The organism is Verrucosispora sioxanthis (genome assembly GCF_010560025.1).
Classification (GTDB): Bacteria; Actinomycetota; Actinomycetes; order Mycobacteriales; family Micromonosporaceae; genus Micromonospora; species Micromonospora palythoicola.
Genome location: NZ_SAIY01000008.1, coordinates 58,339 through 77,990, shown reverse-complemented (window position 1 = coordinate 77,990; position 19,652 = coordinate 58,339). Strand labels below are relative to the sequence as shown.

At 71.8% G+C, this 19,652-nt stretch carries 16 protein-coding genes and 1 pseudogene; 9 read left to right on the top strand and 8 right to left on the bottom strand.

Going from position 1 to position 19,652, the window contains the following annotated elements; translation table 11 throughout:
- Positions 1–56 precede the first annotated feature (56 nt).
- The 3 genes from ENC19_RS21845 to ENC19_RS21835 form a co-directional block, all read right to left on the bottom strand.
- Positions 57–764 carry a YcnI family copper-binding membrane protein gene (locus ENC19_RS21845; protein WP_164448966.1) on the bottom strand — a complete coding sequence of 236 codons (708 nt, stop codon included), beginning with the start codon at positions 762–764 and terminating at the stop codon, positions 57–59.
- A gap of 272 nt (positions 765–1,036) precedes the next feature.
- Positions 1,037–4,405 carry an endo-1,4-beta-xylanase gene (locus ENC19_RS21840; protein ID WP_164448965.1) on the bottom strand — a complete coding sequence of 1,123 codons (3,369 nt, stop codon included), beginning with the start codon at positions 4,403–4,405 and terminating at the stop codon, positions 1,037–1,039.
- 181 nt (positions 4,406–4,586) lie between these two features.
- Complete coding sequence (locus tag ENC19_RS21835; RefSeq protein WP_164448964.1) at positions 4,587–5,600, bottom strand: GlxA family transcriptional regulator; 1,014 nt, start codon at positions 5,598–5,600, stop codon at positions 4,587–4,589.
- A 70-nt stretch (positions 5,601–5,670) separates the two neighbouring features.
- On the opposite strand from ENC19_RS21835, the gene ENC19_RS21830 reads away from it, so the two are divergent.
- The 6 genes and pseudogenes from ENC19_RS21830 to ENC19_RS21810 all read left to right on the top strand — a co-directional run bounded on the left by ENC19_RS21830 (position 5,671) and on the right by ENC19_RS21810 (position 12,309).
- Positions 5,671–6,942 (top strand): APC family permease, encoded by a 1,272-nt coding sequence (locus ENC19_RS21830; protein ID WP_164448963.1) that lies wholly within the window; start codon positions 5,671–5,673, stop codon positions 6,940–6,942.
- 257 nt (positions 6,943–7,199) lie between these two features.
- A complete protein-coding gene (locus ENC19_RS21825; protein WP_164448962.1) occupies positions 7,200–8,867 on the top strand; it encodes an ABC-F family ATP-binding cassette domain-containing protein in 1,668 nt (555 codons plus the stop codon).
- Between the two features lie 21 nt (positions 8,868–8,888).
- Positions 8,889–9,074, top strand: a pseudogene (locus tag ENC19_RS31545) (helix-turn-helix domain-containing protein); the annotation flags it as partial.
- A gap of 33 nt (positions 9,075–9,107) precedes the next feature.
- On the top strand, positions 9,108–9,593 hold the full coding sequence (locus ENC19_RS21820; protein ID WP_328824350.1) for a hypothetical protein: 486 nt from the start codon (positions 9,108–9,110) through the stop codon (positions 9,591–9,593).
- 146 nt (positions 9,594–9,739) lie between these two features.
- Positions 9,740–10,654 (top strand): ABC transporter ATP-binding protein, encoded by a 915-nt coding sequence (locus ENC19_RS21815; protein ID WP_164448960.1) that lies wholly within the window; start codon positions 9,740–9,742, stop codon positions 10,652–10,654.
- Entirely contained in the window at positions 10,654–12,309 is a 1,656-nt protein-coding gene (locus ENC19_RS21810; protein ID WP_164448959.1) for an ABC transporter permease, read from the top strand. Before ENC19_RS21815 ends, ENC19_RS21810 begins: the two co-directional genes overlap by 1 nt.
- Positions 12,310–12,388: 79 nt before the next feature.
- Here the strand turns inward: ENC19_RS21810 and ENC19_RS21805 are convergent, their stop codons facing one another.
- Together ENC19_RS21805 and ENC19_RS21800 are read right to left on the bottom strand one after the other, a co-directional pair.
- A complete protein-coding gene (locus ENC19_RS21805) occupies positions 12,389–12,838 on the bottom strand; it encodes a DUF1440 domain-containing protein (RefSeq protein ID WP_164448958.1) in 450 nt (149 codons plus the stop codon).
- A 98-nt stretch (positions 12,839–12,936) separates the two neighbouring features.
- Positions 12,937–13,503, bottom strand: coding sequence for a nucleosidase (locus ENC19_RS21800; protein ID WP_164448957.1), 567 nt, complete (start codon positions 13,501–13,503; stop codon positions 12,937–12,939).
- A gap of 86 nt (positions 13,504–13,589) precedes the next feature.
- On the opposite strand from ENC19_RS21800, the gene ENC19_RS21795 reads away from it, so the two are divergent.
- Positions 13,590–14,660, top strand: a complete 1,071-nt coding sequence (locus ENC19_RS21795) for a PIN domain-containing protein (RefSeq protein WP_164448956.1) — start codon at positions 13,590–13,592, stop codon at positions 14,658–14,660.
- Positions 14,661–14,734: 74 nt separating this feature from the next.
- On the opposite strand, the gene ENC19_RS21790 is transcribed toward ENC19_RS21795, so the two are convergent.
- Together ENC19_RS21790 and ENC19_RS21785 are read right to left on the bottom strand one after the other, a co-directional pair.
- Entirely contained in the window at positions 14,735–15,502 is a 768-nt protein-coding gene (locus ENC19_RS21790; protein ID WP_164448955.1) for an ABC transporter permease, read from the bottom strand.
- Complete coding sequence (locus tag ENC19_RS21785; protein WP_164448954.1) at positions 15,499–16,239, bottom strand: ABC transporter ATP-binding protein; 741 nt, start codon at positions 16,237–16,239, stop codon at positions 15,499–15,501. The genes ENC19_RS21790 and ENC19_RS21785 overlap by 4 nt, the downstream gene beginning before the upstream one ends.
- Before the next feature lie 110 nt (positions 16,240–16,349).
- On the opposite strand from ENC19_RS21785, the gene ENC19_RS21780 reads away from it, so the two are divergent.
- Both ENC19_RS21780 and ENC19_RS21775 read left to right on the top strand, forming a co-directional pair.
- Positions 16,350–17,453 (top strand): sensor histidine kinase, encoded by a 1,104-nt coding sequence (locus tag ENC19_RS21780; protein WP_164448953.1) that lies wholly within the window; start codon positions 16,350–16,352, stop codon positions 17,451–17,453.
- Positions 17,450–18,094, top strand: coding sequence for a response regulator (locus tag ENC19_RS21775; RefSeq protein WP_164448952.1), 645 nt, complete (start codon positions 17,450–17,452; stop codon positions 18,092–18,094). The genes ENC19_RS21780 and ENC19_RS21775 overlap by 4 nt, the downstream gene beginning before the upstream one ends.
- A 54-nt stretch (positions 18,095–18,148) precedes the next feature.
- On the opposite strand, the gene ENC19_RS21770 is transcribed toward ENC19_RS21775, so the two are convergent.
- On the bottom strand, positions 18,149–19,486 hold the full coding sequence (locus ENC19_RS21770) for a glycoside hydrolase family 18 protein (protein WP_164448951.1): 1,338 nt from the start codon (positions 19,484–19,486) through the stop codon (positions 18,149–18,151).
- Positions 19,487–19,652 lie beyond the last annotated feature (166 nt).

Below are 19,652 nucleotides of genomic sequence, written 5' to 3'. Positions count from 1 at the left end.
GCCGACCCGGCACCGCCCACGTGCCGCGCGACCTCACCCGCAAGGTCGCCCGCCCGTCAGGCGGCCTTGCGGGTACGCAGCAGCGCCAGCCCGCCGGCCACCAGGCCCAGGGCACCGAGCACCAGGGCGATCCAACCGACGACACCGGTGCCGCCAGCCGGCTCCTCGGTGGTCTGCGACACCGGCTGCACGGCCGCCTCCTCGGCGTCGGCGTCGGCCTTCGCAGTCAGCACGAACGTCGGTGCCGGGTGCTCCAGCTCATCGGCGTCCTGACCGGCGGCGGGCATCTCCACCCACGGCGTCTCACCCTGCTCGCAGGTCTGCACGGCCGGGAAGGCCAGCGTCTCGCCGGCAGCGTCCGGCAGTTTCAACGACAGCTCGAAGGTGTCCCGCAGGTCGGCCGGCAGCGGCGTCTTCGCGGTGTAGACCACCTCGGTGACCCGCTGCGTGATCTCGTTGCCGTGGCTGTCCTTGACCGGCGGGTTCAGCTCGGCCATCACCTTCTGCACGGTCCAGTTCGAGTTGACCGTCGGAGTGACCGAGACGATCTGCTCCGGCATCTTGATGGACACCTTCGTGGTGGCCGACTTGTCGCAGCCGTGCGGTACACCGAACGTCAGGACGGTGTAGGAACCTGCGGTGGTGACCGACGGGCTGACCGTGACGTGCGCGGCGGCCGGTGCTCCGGTGAGCGCCACCGCCGTGGCGGTGAAGACTCCGAGGGCGCCGGCCTGCGCGAGCCTGCGACGTCTGAGAACCATCATTGCAACAACCTTTCCGGAGGGTGGTCCGCGACCTGCGCGGCACGTCACGGTCAAGTGGTCGGTCGCGGGTCGTCCGAAGTTCCCGACCACGCCCACTTTTCCGCGATTCGGGCGACGCTCGTGCCCGGCAGGGCGTGCCGAGTCGGGTCGCCTCCGGGCCGGCCGGATCGCGGACAGGCCGGTGGCGGCCACCGCCCTCAGCGGGCAGTGGCCGCCACCGGAACCACCTCACCGGCCCGGCGGCATGTCCGCCGCCGTGGCCCGGCCGGGTGTCACAGGTTGGCGCAGTATCCGATGCTGAAGGTGCTGGCGCCGGCGGCCAGGGTCCGGTTCCAGTCGACTCCCCGGATCCGGTAGCTGCCGTCGGTCAGTCGCTCCCGCTTGAAGTTCCAGGCGGTGTAGATGTCACCCTCCAGGTCGACCACGGCCGTCCACTCGACGGCCTTGTCGCCGTTGTTGGTGGCGGTGACGGTGGCGCAGTAGCCGCCGCCGCTGTCGGAGTTCCACCGGGCGATCCGCTCCATCGCGATCTCCACGTTCGAGCCCGCGACCAGCCGGCCGACGCCCCAGCGGGCGGTGGTCTGGTAACCCTCGCCGTTCTGCTCCGCCCAGTTGCGGATCGACGTGCGTGCGCCGTCGGAGGCGTCGTTGACCTGGAAGTCCAGGCCGTGGAACGTGCCGAGGCCACCGTATTCGAGCAGGCTGATCGCCGCCTCGACGGTGTATCCGGTGTCGGTACGCACGGCCGCGCTCTCCAGCCGTCCGGCCTGGAACGCCTCGTCGCCGGTGCCGAAGGAGACGACGTTGTCGGCGTTGATCCGGATCTGGGTGTCGTCGTAGCGGAAGGGACCGTTCTTGGCGTTGCCGGCGTCGACGTAGATCTCGACCGAGTCCTGGGTCCACGGGTCGGAGCCGGAGACGTCCACCACCGGATCGGTGACCTCGGCCAGCACGTACAGCGTCTGGCCCCGCCAGAGGGTGCGGACGTTCGCGGTCGCGCCGTCGGTGCCGGAGACCTGCTTGGCCGTGGTGACCGAGGTGGCCTGGGCCCAGCCGGCGTCCACGGTGCCGTCGATGGCCGGCGCGGTGGCCGTCTCCCGTACCTCCAGATACGACAGTTCCTCCACCAGGCTCAGGGTGCCCACGGCGCCCGGGGTGTTCCAGCCGGAGGTGGTGCCGTCGTCGGTCACCCGTACGTCGAAGGTGCGGGTCTGCCCCTCGGCGGCGTCGGCCAGCGGCAGGTGGGCGACCAGGTGGTAGCCACCGTCCCGCTCGGCCGCCACGGCCGGCACATCGCCGTCGCCGTCGCGGGCGACCCGGTACGTCTCGTCGCCCAGGGCGAAGGTGACCTGGTCGTCGCCGGAGACCGAGGCGTCGTCGACCGTGACGTACGCGGTCAGGTGGTCCGGTGCCCAGCGCAGCTGGAACCGGGCCGTGTCCTCGATCGGGTGCAGGGGCAGCTTGCGCCAGGTCAGGTCCTTCGGTGCGGCGGCGGTGAGGGCCACGTCACCGGCGAAGACGTTGGCCGTGCGCAGACGTGCCGGCAGGTCGCCGTCCACCGCCCCGTAGTAGGCCGGCTTGGCCCGCAGGTTGTCGTCGAACAGCAGCGGCGCGTTGGCCGACCGCCACGAACGGCCGTCGGTGAGCCCCCACACGGTGACGGCGAACAGGTCGTCGGTGTGCTCCCGGAAGATCCGGAAGGCGTCCCGGTAGAAGTAGCCCTGCTCGATCAGCCGTGCCTGGGTCACCGGGGTGCCGGTGGTGACGTCGAGTTCGGTGACGGCCTGGGTCAGCGGCAGGTCGGCGAAGGTGTCCAGGGTGGCCGCCAGGCTGCTGACCGGTGTGGCCAGCGAGACGTGGAACTGGTGACCCACCCCGTCGATCGGCACGTCCCGGTCGACCAGCCGCTGCACCAGCGCCCGGTAGCGGGCCTGCTTGCCGCTCTGCTCGGTGTTGTAGTCGTTGATGAACAGGGTGACCGGGTCGCTGCCGGGTACGGCGTGGACGTCGTTGAACGCCTCGTGCGCGTACTCGAACGACAGGTCGATGAAGCTCTCGCCGAGGATCCGGTACCACTCGCTGCGGCGCAGGCCGTCGGCGTACTCACCGCTGTCGCTGATGACCTCGTTGACGACGTCCCAGGCGTACAGCGGGTTGGTGGGGGAGCCGAACCGGCCGTAGCGCTCGGACAGTGACTCGGCGACGTCGAAGATGTGGGTACGCAGCCGGTCGCGCAGCAACTGCCGGTCTGCCGCGGACGTGGTCAGCGGCTGACCGTCGGCGTCCTGGAAGAACCAGGCCGGGGTCTGGCTGTGCCAGACCAGCACGTGACCGTAGACGCGCAGGTCGTTGTCGCGGGCGAAGTCCATCACCGCGAGCGCCTGCTCGTGCGGTCGGAAGGTGCGCTCGTCGTCGTACCAGGCCTCGGGCTTCATGTGGTTCTCGTGAGTGACCTGGTTGAAGTGCCGGTTCAGCAACTCGGCGGCGCCGCCGACGGTCTCCCGGGCGTCGATGGCCACGCCGACGGGGAAGTCGGTGGTCTCGTGAATCGGGGTGAGGTCCTCGATGACCGGTGGCTCCGGCACCCGGACGACGATGTCGTCGACCAGGAAGTCGCTGGTGTTGCCGGCCACGTCCGCGCCCTGCCAGCGGGTCTCGAAGTAGAGCAGCGCCTCGTCCGAGGCGGGCATGGTGAACCGGGCGCTCACCTCGGTCCAGCCCGTGTTGGTGATGGACTCGAACTGGGCGAGGGTGCTGAACGACTGGCTGCCGCCGGCGGTGCTGGCCAGGCTGAGCCAGATCTGGTCGGTCGGCTGCCCGTCGGCGAACCGCAGCCAGGCGTTGAACTCGTAGGTGACGCCCGCCTCGAACAGGCCGGCCACGTCACGTCCGAGCCCGGCACCCTGGTTGACCCGGTCGGTGACCAGCGCCGCGGCCGTACCGCCGTGCGCGACGTCGCTGATCTCGACGGTCGGGGCGCCGGGACCGCTGTCGCGGGGGCCCCAGCCGTCCAGCCCGTCCTCGAAGTCGGTGTCGATGACGACGGTGCCGGGCTCGGGTCCGCCCGGTTCGCCGTCCGGTGCGGTGATCAGCACGTCGTCCACGAGGAACGGGGTGCTCTCCGCCGCCTCGACGTAGAGGGTGGCGGCGCTGAGCCCGTCGGGCAGCGTGTACGTGCCGCCGATCTGCACCCAGCCGTCGGCGGTGGTGGCGACGTCCCCGCCGATCCAGGTGTAGGTGTTGTCGCCGCCGTCGGCGGGGGTCGCCTCGACGGTGAAGTGCACGCCCGCGGTGCCTTCGGTGCCGGCCGGAAGCTTCACCCAGGCGGTGACCGAGTACTGCGTACCGGGGTGGAACAGTGCCGTCGCGCTCGTGGCCGGGCCCTGCCAGTTCGCCGTGCGGCCGGTGACGGACAGGCTGCTGTCGCTCTCGTGGCCCTCGTCGGTGATGGCGAGGGTGATGTCGCCGCGCGGTCCCCACGGTGCGTACGAGCCGGACTCGAAGTCGTTGGCGAGGACGACTTCGGCGGCGGCCGCCGGTGCGGGTGCCACGGCGACCGCGGTGACGAGCGCGGCCGAGCAGAGCAGGGCGATGGTTCGGGATCGGCGTCGTGATCGGCGGGAGAGGTTCCAGAGGCGCATCGAAATCCCTCTATTTAATATCGGTGCTGGTGGGGTGTGTCTGACGTGGCTCTTCGGACGGATTCAAGCGCGTGCATGCTATGTCGACACCACCGTGGTGGCCAGAACTTCCGGAAGTTTCCGGTAACGACGCAGCGCCGCCCGCCGTCGAACCGGTGCCGGGCGACAGTGCCGTCGCCGCCTATCCGAGCGGTTGTCCGGCCGGCCGTGACGGCGCGGTCGGACGGGCCGTCGCGCCGGCCCGGTACCGGAAGACGTGCCGGTAGGTCTGTGGGGTCATTCCGCTGATCCGGCCGAAGTGCTGGCGCAGGTTCGCACCGCTGCCGAAGCCGGTGCGGTGCGCGATCCGCTCGACCGGATCCTCGGTGGTCTCCAGCAGCTCCTGGGCCAACCGGACCCGCTGCTCCAACAGCCACTGCAACGGGGTGGTGCCGAGCGAGTCGCGGAACCGGCGGGCCAGGGTGCGCGGACTCAGGTTCGCCGCGCGGGCCAGGTCGTTGACCGACAGCGGCCGGTCCAGGCGTTGCCGGGCCCACTCCAGCACCGGGCTCAGGTCGGCCGGCGAGACTCCCCGCACCGGCGGCGCCGGATACTGGGTGTGGTCGGCACCCCGCGGCGGTGCCACCACCATCCGCCGCGCCACCTCGTTCGCCACCGCGGCGCCGTGGTCCAGCCGCACCAGGTGCAGACACAGATCGATGGCGGCGGCCGTACCCGCCGAGGTGAAGACGGTGCCCTCCGCCACGTACAGCACCCGGGGGTCGAGGTCGACGAGTGGGAACCGGCCGGCGAAGTCCTGCGCGTTCATCCAGTGCGTGGTGGCGCGGCGGCCGTCGAGCAGACCGGCCGCGGCGATCGGGTACGCGCCGGTGCAGATGCCGACGATGCGTCGGCCCCGCGCGTACGCGATGCGCAGCGCCTCGACCAGCTCGGCCGGGGGATTGGCCTGGGTCGGTCGGGCGCACCCGGGCACCAGCACGGTGTCGGCCTCGGCCAGGTCGTCCAGGCCGTACGCGGGGTCGAGCCACGATCCACCGGTGGTACGCAGCGGGCCCGGCTCGGCCGCGCACAGCCGCAGCTCGTACCACGGGTCGACGATGTCCCGCCGGTCGGTGCCGAACACCTCCTGCGGGACCGCCAGCTCGAAGATCGGCAGGTTGTCGGTCACCGCCACCGCGACGACGTGCGGACGCATGGCAGAAATCTAACGCAGCTCGTCGCCAATCCGGCTGTCCCGGCCGGCCGGCCCGGACGACGGTGATCACATGACCCAGACCCGTGCCACGCCGGTGACCGGCGGACGGCTCACCGCCGCCCAGGGCACCGCACTCTACGTCGGTGCCGTACTGGGTACCGGGGTGATCGCGCTGCCCGCGTTGGCCGCCGAGGCCGCCGGTCCCGCCTCGCTGCTCGCCTGGCTGCTGCTCGTGCTCGTCTCCGCCCCACTGGCGGCCACCTTCGCCGCGCTCGGTTCCCGCCACCCGGACGCCGGTGGCGTCTCGACGTACGCCCGGATGGCCTTCGGGTCGCGGGCAGCGGCCGTCGTCGGATGGTGTTTCTACTTCGCGGTGCCACCGGGCGCGGCCGCGGCGGCGCTGTTCGGCGCGGCCTACGTCGAGGCGGCGGTCGGCGGCGGTACGCGCACCGTCGCGGTCACGGCGGTGCTGCTGATGGTCGCGGTCACCGTCACCAACCACGCCGGAGTGCAGCTCGCCGGCCGGGTGCAACTCGCGCTCGCCGGGGCCCTTGTCGTGCTCCTGTTGCTGGCGGTGCTGTTGTCGCTGCCACACACGGACGCCGCGAACCTCACGCCCTTCGCCCCACGTGGCCTGGCCGCCGTGGGCCCCGCGGCGGCGCTGCTGATGTGGAGCTTCGTCGGTTGGGAGGCGATCACCCACCTGACCGGCGAGTTCCGCCGTCCGGAGCGGGACCTGCCCCGGGCCACCGCCGCGGCGGTCGTCGTGGTTGGTGCGCTGTACCTGGCGGTGGCCTTCGCGACCGTCGCCGTACTCGGCTCGGCGGCAGCGGACTCCACGGCGCCGCTTGGTGAACTGTTCGCGGTCGCGCTCGGCGGCGACGTCCGCTGGTTGGTCGCCGGGGCGGCATTGCTGCTGACCTTCGGCGCGATGAACGCCTACTACGCCGGAGCGGCGAAGCTCGGTGCGGCCCTCGGCCGAGACGGGGCGTTGCCCGCCTGGCTCGCCCGGGGCAGCGTGGCGGGCGAGGTGCCCCGCCGCAGCCTCGCGGTCACCGCCACCCTGGCGTTGCTCGCGCTCGGCGCGACACTTGTCACCGGTCTCGACACCCACTCGCTGGTGCTGGTCACGACCGGTTCCTTCAGCACCGTCTACGTGATCGGTGTCGCGGCGGCGCTGCGGCTGCTGCCCCGCCGCAGCGCCGCCTGGTACGCCGCCGCCGCGACCATCGGTGTGGTGCTGTTCCTCCTGGCCATGACCGGTGTCTACCTGCTCTGGCCGGTGGCGGTGACCGCGGCGGCGCTGCTCTACCTGCGGGTGCGCGGTCGAATCCGGTCCTGATCGGCGACCCACCCGCCGAGGTTCGGGGCTCGGCGGGTGGGTCGCCGGCTCGGGCCCGGCCGGGACCGGCACTTGCTAGGCTTGGCCCCCGCGGTTCAACCGCCCGGTACACAGCGAGGAGCGCGCGACATGCTTTCGGGGGACGACGACATCTCGGGGTGAACACCCCCGCCGCCTGACGGCGGCCTGTCGTGTCGTGGCCCTGTCTGCCTGACCGGGGCGTAGTCTCCCCGGCTTCTCATCCGAGGTCTTACTCGATGTCCGACGCCTGCGTCGTCTGCACCAGACTCTTCTTTTCCTGGCCGGACGACACCCCGGTCTTCCAGGACCTGTCCCTCACCGTCCCGCCGGGTCGCACCGGCCTGGTCGCGCCGAATGGCGCCGGCAAGTCGACGCTGCTGCGCCTGATCGCCGGTGACCTCGTACCCACCGGCGGCGGCGTCACCGTCGAGGGAGTGCTCGGCTACCTGCCGCAGCACCTGCCGCTCACCGGTGACCTGACCGTGGCGGAGGTGCTGGGCGTCGCCCCGGCGTTGTCCGCGTTGCGGGCCATCGAGGCCGGCGACGCCAGCGAGGACAACTTCGCCGCGATCGGTGACGACTGGGACGTCGAGGAGCGTAGCCGCGCCGAACTCGACCGGCTCGGGCTGGGCGAGGTGGCGCTGGATCGACGCCTGGACACCCTCAGCGGCGGCCAGGCGGTCTCCCTCGGTCTCGCCGCGCAACTGCTCCGGCGCCCCGACGTGCTGCTGCTCGACGAGCCCACGAACAACCTCGACATCGACGCCCGGCACCGGCTGTACGCGGTGCTGGAGAACTGGTCCGGCTGCCTGCTGCTGGTCAGCCACGACCGGATGCTGCTGGACCGGATGGACCGCATCGCCGAACTCGACGGCGGGCAAGCGCGGATGTTCGGCGGGAACTTCACCGCCTACGAGGCGGCGGCACGGGCTGCCCAGGAGCTGGCGGAGCGCCAGGTGCGCAGCGCCGAGTTGGACCTCAGGCGGGAGAAGCGGGAGATGCAGCAGGCCCGCGAGCGCGCCGAGCGGCGGGCCGGCAACGCCGCCCGCAATCTCGGCAGCGCGGGTCTGGCCCGCATCGTCGCCGGTGGGCTCAAGCGCAGTGCCCAGGAGTCGGCGGGCCGGGCCCAGCAGGCACATGCCAGCCGGGTCAGCGCCGCGCAGTCCCGGCTCGACGAGGCCGGTCGGGCACTGCGGGACGACCAGACGCTGGCCGTGGAACTACCGGAGACCGACGTCCCGGCCGGCCGCACCCTGGTGGAGGGGCAGCGGATGCAGGTCCGGTACGGGGGCCGGGCGGTGTTCCCCGGGGACGGGCTCGACCTGACCATCCGCGGTCCGGAACGGATCGCGCTGACCGGCCCCAACGGGGTCGGCAAGTCCACCCTGCTGCGCCTGCTGCTCGGCGACCTGGATCCGCAGGGCGGGCGGGTGCGTCGCGCCGACGGCCGGGTGGCCTACCTGTCGCAGCGGCTGGACCTGCTCGACCCGGAGCGCACCGTGTTGGAGAACCTCACCGGGTACGCCCCGGACCGTCAGCAGTCGGAGCGGATGAACCTGCTGGCCCGGTTCCTGTTCCGGGGTGCCCGCGCCCAACTGCCGGTGGGCGTCCTCTCCGGCGGTGAGCGGCTGCGCGCCACCCTGGCCTGTGTCCTCTACGCCCAGCCGGCGCCGCACCTGCTGCTGCTCGACGAGCCCACCAACAACCTCGACCTGGTCAGCGTGGGCCAGTTGGAGAACGCGTTGCACGCCTACCGGGGCGCCTTCGTGGTGGTCAGCCACGACGAGCGTTTCCTGCGCGACATCGGTGTGCACCGATGGCTGCGGCTCGACGGCAGCGGCCTGCGCGAGATCCCCGCTCCCGAGGCCGACCGAGCAGAACTGAGGGGCTTGCCGGGCGATTGAACAAGTGTTTAATCTGGTGGTGTGACGTCCCTGGGCGGAGCTTCGGAGGAGCGCGGCGGCGAGTTGGCCGCCGCGGGCCGCATCCGTGACGCCGCCATCGTCCGGTTCGCCCGCGACGGCTTCCGGGCCGGGCTGCGCACCATCGCCGCGGACGCCGGGGTGACCGCCGGTCTGATCGTGCACCACTTCGGCTCCAAGGACGGGCTCCGCCGCGCCTGCGACGAGCGGGTGCTGGAGATCATGCGCCGGGAGAAGAAGAAGGCGCTCACCGACGGCACCGGGACGATGCTGCTGGCGCAGATGGCCCAGGTCGAGCAGTTCGCGCCGATGGTGCAGTACCTGCTGCGCAGCATGCAGGCCGGCGGGGAACTGGCCGCCCAGCTGATCGAGCACATGATCAGCGACGCCGAGGCGTACCTGTCCGCCGGGGAGGCGGCCGGGGTGGTGCGGCCCAGCCGTGCCCGGGCCGCCCGCGCCCGCTACCTGGCCTACCAGGCGACCGGCAGCATGCTGCTCTGGTTCACCCTGCACGGCGCCGACGCGGAGCCCGAGAAGTTCCCCGCCCTGTTCCGTCAGTACATGGGCGAACTGACGCTGCCGGCGCTGGAGCTGTTCACCGAGGGGCTGCTCGTCGACCGGTCGATGCTCGACGAATACCTGATGTACGTGCCGGATCCGCCGTCGCCCGCACCGAACGCCGCCGACCCCGACGGTACGGCGAGCTGAACCGCCACCACGCCGCGGCGTGGCCCACTCATCCGCGCACCACCGCGAAACACACCGGACTCCGCGTGGCGCTGCCCCGGATCCGTCGATCGACCACATCGCACCCCGGTACGCCCCGGGACTACCTCGAATGAGGTCAAACGACCATGACTGCTGCCATCGACATCCACCACCTCGACAAGTCCTTCGGTCGGGTCAAGGCACTCGACGGACTCGACCTGCGCGTCGACGCCGGCACCGTGCACGGCTTCCTCGGCCCCAACGGCGCCGGCAAGTCCACCACCATCCGGATCCTGCTCGGGCTGCTGCGCGCCGACGGCGGCCGGGCCCGGCTGCTCGGCGGTGACCCCTGGGGCGACGCGGTCGCCCTGCACCGGCGGCTCGCCTACGTGCCCGGCGACGTGGAGCTGTGGCCAAACCTGACCGGCGGCGAGGCGATCGACCTGTTCGCCCGACTGCGCGGCGGCACCGACCCGGTGCGCCGGGACGAGCTGTGCCAGCGCTTCGACCTGGACCCGAGCAAGAAGGGCCGCACCTACTCCAAGGGCAACCGGCAGAAGGTGGCGCTCATCGCGGCGCTGGCCAGCGACGTCGAGCTGCTCCTGCTCGACGAGCCGACCGCCGGGCTGGACCCGTTGATGGAGGCGGTGTTCCAGGAGTGCATCCGCGAGGTCAAGGACGCCGGGCGCACCGTGCTGCTGTCCAGCCACATCCTGGCCCAGGTCGAGGTGCTCGCCGACCAGATCTCGATCATCCGACAAGGCAAGATCGTCGAGACCGGCTCGCTCACCGAACTGCGCCACCTCACCCGTACCTCGGTCGAGGCCGTCACCGACCGGCCGGCCGACGGCCTGGCCAACCTGGCCGGCGTGCACGGCCTGCGTACCGCCGACGGGCAGGTCCGCTTCGAGGTCGACGGCGACCAGCTCGCCGTCGTGGTACGCGAACTCGGTGACCTCGGTGTGCAGGGACTGACCGTCCGGCCGCCGACGCTCGAGCAACTCCTGCTGCGGCACTACGGTGACCGGCTCGTCGGCAACGGTGCCGGGGAGGTGGCGTGATGACCGCGACGACGCCGCACCGCACGACACCGGTGGGCACCGGCACCGCCGTCACCGGGACCGGCAACCTCCTGCGGTTCATGCTGCGCCGCGACCGGTTCCGGCTGCCCGCCTGGACGCTCGGTCTGCCCCTGCTGATGACGTACTTCGCCGCCGCGCTGGACACCATCGCGCAGACTCCCGAGGACCTGGCGGGGCTGACCGCCTTCACCAGCAGCCCCGCCGGAGCCCTGTTCGGTGGACCCGGCTTCGGATTCGACGACCTGACGATCGAACGCTTCCTGGCCGGCCAGTACGGCCTCTACGTGCTGCTCGGCGCGGGGCTGATGGGCCTGCTCACCGTGGTCCGGCACACCCGGACCGAGGAGCGGACCGGCCGGGCCGAACTGGTCCGCGCCAACGTGGTCGGTCGGCACGCCCAGCTGACCGCCGCGCTCACCCTCACCACCGTGATGGCGGTGCTTGTCGCCCTGCTGATCGGCGCGATGATGACCAGCCGTGGCTTCGACGCGGGCGGATCCATGCTGTTCGGCGCTTCCGTCGGTGCGGTCGCCCTCGCCTTCGCCGGCATCGCCGCGGTCACCGTCCAGCTGTCGGAGTACCCCCGGGCCGCCTCCGGCACGGCCGGGACCGCGCTCGGTGCCGCGTTCGTGTTGCGCGGCCTCGGCGACATGGCCGCGGTGCAGGGCAGTGGGCCGTCCTGGCTGTCCTGGCTGTCACCGATCGGCTGGTCGCAGCAGACCGCCGCGTACGTCCACGACCGCTGGTGGCCGTTGGCCATCGCGCTGGCGTTCGCGGCGACGACCGCAGCCACCGGCTACGTCCTGTCGGCGCGGCGCGACTTCGGTGCCGGCCTGGTGCCGCCGCGCCCGGGCCCGCCCCGGGCCGCGAGCTGGCTGGCCGGCCCGCTCACGTTCGCCTTCCGGCTGCACCGGGCGAGCCTGATCGGCTGGAGTGCGGCGTTGCTGGTGGCCGGCGTGGCCTACGGATCGTTCACCCAGCCCCTGCTCGACGGCTTCGAGAACGCACCCGCGGACCTGGTGGAGGTCATGGGTGGTGGTTCGGGTGACCTGCTCGCCGGCTATCTCGGCATGATGGGCCTGACCATGGCGCTCGTCGTCGGGGTCTTCGCGGTGCTCGCGGTGCAGTCGCTGCGCGCCGAGGAGACCGAGGGCCGGACCGAGCCGGTGCTGGCGACCTCGGTCAGCCGGGCCGCCTGGATCGGCGGCCACCTCGCCGTCGTGGCGCTCGGCGTACCGTGGCTGCTGCTGGTCGCCGGTGCGGGCATGGGCGTCGGCGCGGCGGCGAGCACCGGCGACGCGGGTCTGCTCGGTGACCTGCTGGTCGGCCACCTCGCGCACACTCCGGCGGTCTGGCTGGTCCTCGGTGCCGCCACCCTGCTCTACGCGGCGGCACCGAGGATGCTGCCGGTGATCTGGGTGGTGCTCGGCTACGGGCTGATCGCCGGCTACTTCGCCCCGATCCTGGAGCTACCCGAGAATGTGCTGCGACTGTCGCCCTTCGAGCACGTGGGGGAGTACCCGCTCGAGGACGTCAGCGTGGTCGCGGTGGTGCTGCTCACCGTCCTCGCCGGCGCACTCGCGCAGGCGGCCGTGTCCGCCTTCCGCCGGCGCGACCTGGCCGGCGGCGCCTGAGCTGGCGTGAGCCTGTCGACGCGACGTGCGGCGCGTTGACAGGCTCGGCAGGCGGGTGGGCCACGCCGCCCGGTGACGGTCAGTCCCGGTGCGGCATCGGGAAGCCCGCCACCACGATGCCGTACAGGAGATGGTCGGCGACCAGGGCCACCTGCTCGTGCCAGTCGGACAGCCGACGGTCGATGCCCAGGGCCGGCGCGATGGTGGCGTGGAAGCCGAGCAGCAGCACCATGCCGTAGAGCGGGCCGACCCAGATCCGATGACGGAGGCGTTTCGGCAGCGCGCCGAAGGCCAGCCCGGCGCTGAGCCCGTAGCCCCAGTGCGCCGCCGCCAGGGCCGCCGGGTGCTGGTCGCCGGGCAACCGGTCGAGCAGCCCGGGCACCAGCTTCTCCATCACCGACTTCGGCGGCGAACTCTGCACCAGATTCAGGGAGGTGGTGGCCTGCCGTAACCCGGACATCGCCATCGCGGCGATGACCCCTCGGATGCCACTGCGCATGATGATCGTCGTGCGTGCCGACAGCTCCATGACCCGTTTTCCAATCCGTAGCCGCAGCAGCGCGGCTACCCGCAACTCCCGGCGTCAAACGTGTGCCGTACACGCCAGCACACGCCCGGGGCCGCTGGTCAGAGGTTGTCCCGCACCCAGCCGGCGAGGACGCGGGCGCAGCCGTCCACGGACTCCTGCCAGCTGCGCTCCGCCCCGTCGCCGGCCTCGTCGCTCACCTGCTTCACCACCCGGACCGGTACCCCGAGGGCGTGCGCCGTCGACGCCACCGCGTACCCCTCCATGTCGACCAGGTGGGCGTGGCGGCTCAGGGCCGCGCGGGCCTCGTCGTCGGCGATGAACCGGTCGCCGGTGGCCAGCGTCGGCCCGTCACCCAGGGTCAGCGGCGCGCCGACGGTCTGCCCGGTGAGCCGGCGGATGAACTCGGTGTCCAGGTCGTGCTGGAGGATGCTGCCGATCTCGTGGGTGCCGGTCCAACCCGGATGCAGCGCGCCGGCGGTGCCGAGGTTGACAAGGACCGACGGCAACGGTGAGCGGGCCAGCGTCGCCGCCACCGCGGCCGCCGCGTTGACCTTTCCCATCCCGGTCAGCAGCACCGGAAACTCCGCGTCGAGGTGGGCGGCCTCCTCGGCGATGGCCAGGACGAGCAGCGGACGGTCCGGGCTGATCGTGCCGCGAAGATCCATCGGGCGATGGTAGCCGCCGTCCGTGACGGTCCCGCGTCGGCGCGGTGCCACCGGTGGGTACGGCCACACCGACGTACGCTGCCCGGGTGGAGCATGAAGACCGGATCGCCCTGTTTCTGGACTACGAGAACCTGGCGCTGGGGGTGCGCGACCACCACGGCGGGGCAATGTTCGACTTCCGACCGATCGCCGACGCGCTGGCCGAGCGCGGCCGGGTGGTGGTGCGCCGGGCGTACGCCGACTGGTCGTACTTTGACGAGGATCGACGGATGTTGACCCGCTCGCACGTCGAGCTGATCGAGATTCCGCAGCGGATGGGTGCCACCCGCAAGAACGCCGCCGACATCAAGATGGCCGTCGACGCGATCGAGTTGGCCTTCGAACGCGGGTACATCTCGACCTTCGTCCTCTGCACGGGCGACAGCGACTTCACGCCGCTGGTGCACAAGCTCCGCGAACTCAACAAGCAGGTGATCGGGGTGGGGGTGGAGAAGTCCACCTCGGCCCTGCTGCCACCGGCGTGCGACGAGTTCCTCTACTACGACCGGTTGGAGGGCGTCGACATCCTGCCGACGCGGGGGCGACGGAGCCGTCCGGCCCGGCTGCCCGAGCCGGAGCCCGTCGAGCAGATGGAACCCGAGGCGCCGCCGACCGAGGAGCCGGCCCGGGACGCCGACGCGCTCGCCGTCCTCGTCGCCCAGACCGTGGCGGGTCTGCAGCGCAGCTCCGGTGGGGAGGTGACCGCCTCGCGGTTGAAGCGGACCCTGTTGCGCAAGGATCCCACCTTCAGCGAGTCCGACCACGGGTTCCGCACCTTCGGAGAACTGCTGCGCCATCTTGCCGAACTGCGGGTGGTCGAACTGGCGGAAGGCCCGGCCAAGGGCGATCCGGAGGTCTCCCTGCCGGAACACGGCGACCGGGAGACCGGGTTCGCGTTGCTCAGCTCGGTGGTCCGCGACCTGGGCGGCGGCACCGGCGAGGTGGCCCTGTCCGGCCTGAAGAACCAGCTCCGACGGGTGCGGCCGGACTTCAGCGAGAAGAAGCTCGGTTATCGCGGCTTCCTCCAGTTCTGCAAGGCCGCCGCCACCGAAGGGGCGGTCGGCCTGCGGTGGAGCAGCGAGGCGGACGACTACCTGCTCTCCGCCGAGCCGTCCTGACCGACCGGTCCGGCCTCCTCACGTCCGGCCGCCGTTCGGCGGCGCCGGGGTCGGCGGGCGTGACCGGGACGGGTTCACTCCCAGCGGAACAGCACGCCCGCGACCACGGCTCCGCCGACCACGGTCGCGCCGAGGCCGACCAGGTTCGCCGTCGACACCGCGATGCCGGCCCAGGCGGACGACAGGGCCTCGACGGCCGCGCCGAACGGCAGCCAGCCGCCGACCTCGGCGAGCGGCTCGGGTAGGGAGTCCCGGCCGCCGAACATGCCGCCGAGGGCACCGAGGACGAAGAAGGCGACCAGGCCGATGGCGACGGCGGAGTTGGGAGTGGGAGCGACCGCCGCGACGATCATGCCGGCGCTGTACATCGCCGTCATCGTCAGCGCGACCACTGCGACCGCCCGGCCGAGGTCGGCGGGCGGGTTGGCGCCGAAGGCCAGAAACGCCACGACCAGGGCGACCGCGATGCCGACGAGTGCCTGGAGAACGCTGACGACGGCCTGTGCGGCGAGGACCATGGCCGGTGCGGCGGGGGTCACCCCGAGCCGGCGGAGGATGCCCGAGCGCCGGTAGTAGGCGAGGAAGCTCGGCATGTTGATGATGCCGATGATCGCGACGACCATGGTGAACACGAGCGGCAGGACGTACAGGTCCAGCGCGGTGCGTCCGTTGGCGACCACCGTCCGGCTCGCGCCGGAGGCACTCGTCAACATGATCAGCAACGGCAGGCAGAGGGGAACCACCAGCCCGGCGGTGTCCCGGACGACCATTTTCGCCTCGCACCGGATCAGGGTCACCAGCGAACGCGGCCCGGGCCGGCGGGCCTGCACGAGCGGGGTCATGCGGGTTCCTCCGTCAGCTGCCGGCCGGTGAGCGCGACGAAAGCGTCGTCGAGGGTGCTGGTACCGGCGCGGGCGACCAGGCCCGCCGGGGTGTCGAGCGCGACGACCCGGCCGGCGTCGAGCACCGCCACCCGGTCGCAGAGCCGCTCGACCTCCTCCATGGTGTGGCTGACCAGCAGCACGCTGACCCCTTCGGAGCTGAGTCGCTCGACCGTGGCCCACATCCGTCGCCGAGCCGCCGGGTCGAGCCCGGTGGTCAGTTCGTCGAGGATCACCACCCGGGGGCGACCGGCGAGGGCGAGGGCGATGGACAGCCGCTGCTGCTGGCCGCCGGAGAGCTTGTCGAAGCTGGTCCGGCGCTGTCCGGTCAGCTCGACCAGGTCGAGCAGCTCGCCGGTGGGCCGGGGATCGGGATAGAAGCTGCGGTAGAGGTCGACCAGCTCGGTGACCCGGAGCGCGTGATGCAGGTGGGCCTGCTGCAACTGCACGCCGAGGACCTGTCGCAGCCGCGCCCGGTCGCGGCGCGGATCGAGGCCGAGTACGCGTACCCGCCCCTGTTCGGGTACGCGTAGCCCGGCGATCATCTCGACGGTCGTCGTCTTGCCCGCGCCGTTGGCACCGACCACACCGACCGCCTCGCCGAGCTCGACCCGCAGGCTCACGTCGACGACCGCTCGCCTGCCGCGGTAGCTCTTGGCGAGATGCTCGGCGAGGATCGCCGGTTCGGTGCTGGTCATGCCTTGAGGCTACGAACGCTCCCGGCCGGTGTCGGGTCCCGAAAGTCATCACCCGCGGGCATGACTTCCGGCACAGGTGGGCTGGCCACGGCCCGACCTAGAGTGGACCGGTGCGACGCGTCGGGACAGACGAATGGTCCGGCCTCGCGATGCTCGTGGTGGCGGTCGCCGTCGCCGGTCCAGGCCTCGTCGGTGCCGTCGGGACCACGATCGCGCGCGGCTGGTGGATCGTGCTCTTCGCCGGCTACCTGGTCGCCCTGCTCGGCGCGGTCGCCACCCGGGTGTCCCGGCTGGTGCGGTACGCGGCGTTCGCCGGGGCAGTCGTCGCCGCCTGGGCTCTGCTGTTGACGGCTGCCACCCTGGGCCTGCTGCCGGTGCTGCTGGTCCTCACCGCCGCCGTGAGCGTGTACGTGGTGCCGGTGCCGGTGGGCCTGGCGGTGGTGGTCGCCAACACGCTGGTGATCACGTTCGGCGCGGCATCGCTGACCCGGGCCCCGGCCGACGGCGTCATGATTCTGGTTTTCTACCTGCTGATCCAGGTGGCGACGCTGCTCAGCTCGGTCACGCTGCTGCGGGAACAGCGCATGCGCCGCGAGTTGGCCGAGGCGCATGTCGAGTTGCAGGCCGCCAGTGTGCTGCTCTCGGAATCGGCCGCCACGGCGGAACGGCTGCGCATCTCCCGTGAACTGCACGACCTGATCGGCCACCAGCTGACCGTGCTGACCCTGGAACTGGAGACCGCCCGTCACCTGGAGGGTCCGGCCGTGCGCACCCACCTCGACCGGGCCGACCGGGTCGCCCGGGACCTGCTCGGCGATGTGCGGGCCACGGTCGGGCAGCTGCGGACCGAGAGCCCCGACCTGGAGCAGGCGTTGCGCCGGGTGACGCGGGATCTGCCCGGTCTCGACGTGACGATCGAGGTGTTCCCGGAGGTGCGGATCGACGAGGACGACAGCGCGGCGTTCGTCCGGGCCACCCAGGAGATCGTCACCAACACCATCCGGCACGCCGACGCGCGTACCCTGCGGATCTCGGTGACCGGCGACGATCGGGAGACCGTGCTCGACGCCCGGGACGACGGTCGGGGCGCACCGGAACCGTCGCTCGGCAACGGGCTGCGTGGCCTGGGCGAGCGGTTCGCCGCCCTGGGCGGTGAGCTGTCCGTGGACGGGTGCGACGGGTTCCGGGTGACCGCGCGGGTGCCGGCGCGATGACCAGGGTGGTGGTGGTCGACGACCAGACCCTCATCCGACAGGGCATCCGTGGGCTGCTGGAGGTCGCCGGGATCGACGTGGTCGGCGAGGCCGACGACGGTCGCGCCGCGCTGCCGGTCGTCGTGCGTACCGCCCCCGACGTGCTCCTGCTCGACCTGCGGATGCCCCGGTTCGACGGCATCTGGACGCTGGAACGGCTACGTGCGGAGAACGTCGACGTCCCGGTGCTGGTGCTGACCACCTTCGACGACGACGAACTCGTGCTCGCCGCGCTGCGCGCGGGTGCCCGGGGTTATCTGCTCAAGGACGTCACGCTGGAACAGCTCACCCGGGCCATCCGTACGCTCGCCGACGGCGGCACGCTCATCGCTCCGTCGATCACCGACCGGATGCTGCGGGCGATCCGCTCCGGGCCGTCCCCGGCCGGACCGCAGGCGCCACCGGTGCAGGGCCTCACCGAACGCGAGCAGGAGGTGCTGCGGCTGGTGGCGCACGGCTACAGCAACCGGCAGATCGCCGAGGTGCTCTTCCTCGCCGAGGGCACCGTCAAGAACCACGTCTCCACGATCCTGACCAAGCTCGGCGCGCGGGACCGCACGAACGCGGTGCTCCGCGCGCTGCACGAGGGCATCCTCGGCTGAGCGCCCACCGCCCGGCCGCCGCCGGTGCGGGACGGCGGCCGAGGGACGGTACGGCTATCGGGTGGTGAGTCCCAGACTGATCGTCCTGGTCAGGGTGGCGTGGTCGTCGTCGCCGTCGAGCGACCAGATCATCGCCCCGCCCAGGCCGGTCCGGCGGATGTAGAGCGTCTTCTGGAGCACCACCACCGGATCGTCGTACGTCCAGAAGGTCGTGCCGTCGAACAGCCAGGCGTGCCCGGCGCGCAGGTCGCGGTGGACGGTGAACCCGTCCCGGGCCAGGTTCTTGAGCTGTTTGTAGTCCTCGAACCCGGCGGCGTGGGTGGCCGGAGCGGGCCCGGTGGCCGGCTGGAACAGCCCGTCGCCGCCGCCGGTGACGCCGGTCCAGCCCTGGCCGTAGTAGGGGATGCCCAGGACCAGCTTGTGCCTCGGCGCTCCACGGGCGATCCAGCCGTCGACCGCCACCTCCACGGAGAAGTCCGGGTCGTCCGGTGCGCCCTTTGGTACGCGCAGTGCGGACTGCTGGTTGGTCACCGCCTCCCAGGTGCCGTGGAAGTCGTAGCCCTGCACGGTGGCGAAGTCGAGGTACCTGAAGATCTCGCGTCCCTCGTAGCCGGCGTCCATGGCGGCCGGGTTGGCCGGGAGGAAGGCGGTCAGCGGGTGGTGGCGACGGGTCTGCCGGCCGTACGCGTCGAGCTGTCGGCGGAACTCGGCGAGCAGTTTGGTGAAGTTCTCCCGGTCCTCGGGGCGGATGACGTTGCCGGCCTCACCGGGCCAGTTGGGCCACTCCCAGTCCAGGTCGATGCCGTCGAACACGCCCGCGGCGGCACCGGGACCGCCGCTGCCGCCGTCCAGGATCGGCAGGTTGCCCCTGAGGTACAGGTCGATGCAGGAGGCGACGAAGGCTCGGCGGGAGGCGTCGGTGCGGGCGGCGTTGGAGAAGTACGTGGACCAGCTCCACCCGCCGAGCGAGATCATCACCTTCAGGCCGGGGTGCTTGGCCTTGAGCTTGGCCAACTGGCCGAAGTTGCCGTTGAGCGGCTCGCCCCAGGCGTCGGCGACGCCGTCGACGCTCTCCTGCGCCGGGACGGGACGCTGGTAGTCGGCCCACGCGTCACCCTCGCCCGGGCCGCCGTCCACATAGCACCTTCCGTCCTCGCTCACGTTGCCGAAGGCGTAGTTGACGTGGGTGAGCCGGCTCGCCGCGCCGGAGGTGTCGAGCTTCTTCACCGGGAACGCCCGGCCGTAGATGCCCCACTGGGTGAAGTAGCCGACCCGGTGGTACCCGTCGCTGCGGCCCGGGCTCGCTTTGGCGGCGGCCGGTGGCGCGGCGGCGACGAGCAGGGTGGTCAGGACGACGAGGGCGGTGAGGTGGCGGGGACGCAACGATCGCATCGGCACTCCCGGCGGGGTGGGCGAAATCAGTTAAGAGACCTTCCTGATCGATGAAGCTAAGCCGATCAGGGTTTCCGGTCAAGGGCCGGCGCGGGTGTACGCACAGGACCGAGCAGCCCCGGTGCGCCTGACGACGAAGGGATCTCGCGTGTGCCGACCACCGCAG

Coding starts and splice junctions, on each gene's coding strand:
- ENC19_RS21845 (WP_164448966.1), bottom strand. CDS start 764: ATGATGGTTCTCAGACGTCGCAGGCTCGCGCAGGCCGGCGCCCTCGGA.
- ENC19_RS21840 (WP_164448965.1), bottom strand. CDS start 4,405: ATGCGCCTCTGGAACCTCTCCCGCCGATCACGACGCCGATCCCGAACC.
- ENC19_RS21835 (WP_164448964.1), bottom strand. CDS start 5,600: ATGCGTCCGCACGTCGTCGCGGTGGCGGTGACCGACAACCTGCCGATC.
- ENC19_RS21830 (WP_164448963.1), top strand. CDS start 5,671: ATGACCCAGACCCGTGCCACGCCGGTGACCGGCGGACGGCTCACCGCC.
- ENC19_RS21825 (WP_164448962.1), top strand. CDS start 7,200: ATGTCCGACGCCTGCGTCGTCTGCACCAGACTCTTCTTTTCCTGGCCG.
- ENC19_RS21820 (WP_328824350.1), top strand. CDS start 9,108: ATGCGCCGGGAGAAGAAGAAGGCGCTCACCGACGGCACCGGGACGATG.
- ENC19_RS21815 (WP_164448960.1), top strand. CDS start 9,740: ATGACTGCTGCCATCGACATCCACCACCTCGACAAGTCCTTCGGTCGG.
- ENC19_RS21810 (WP_164448959.1), top strand. CDS start 10,654: ATGACCGCGACGACGCCGCACCGCACGACACCGGTGGGCACCGGCACC.
- ENC19_RS21805 (WP_164448958.1), bottom strand. CDS start 12,838: ATGGAGCTGTCGGCACGCACGACGATCATCATGCGCAGTGGCATCCGA.
- ENC19_RS21800 (WP_164448957.1), bottom strand. CDS start 13,503: ATGGATCTTCGCGGCACGATCAGCCCGGACCGTCCGCTGCTCGTCCTG.
- ENC19_RS21790 (WP_164448955.1), bottom strand. CDS start 15,502: ATGACCCCGCTCGTGCAGGCCCGCCGGCCCGGGCCGCGTTCGCTGGTG.
- ENC19_RS21785 (WP_164448954.1), bottom strand. CDS start 16,239: ATGACCAGCACCGAACCGGCGATCCTCGCCGAGCATCTCGCCAAGAGC.
- ENC19_RS21775 (WP_164448952.1), top strand. CDS start 17,450: ATGACCAGGGTGGTGGTGGTCGACGACCAGACCCTCATCCGACAGGGC.
- ENC19_RS21770 (WP_164448951.1), bottom strand. CDS start 19,486: ATGCGATCGTTGCGTCCCCGCCACCTCACCGCCCTCGTCGTCCTGACC.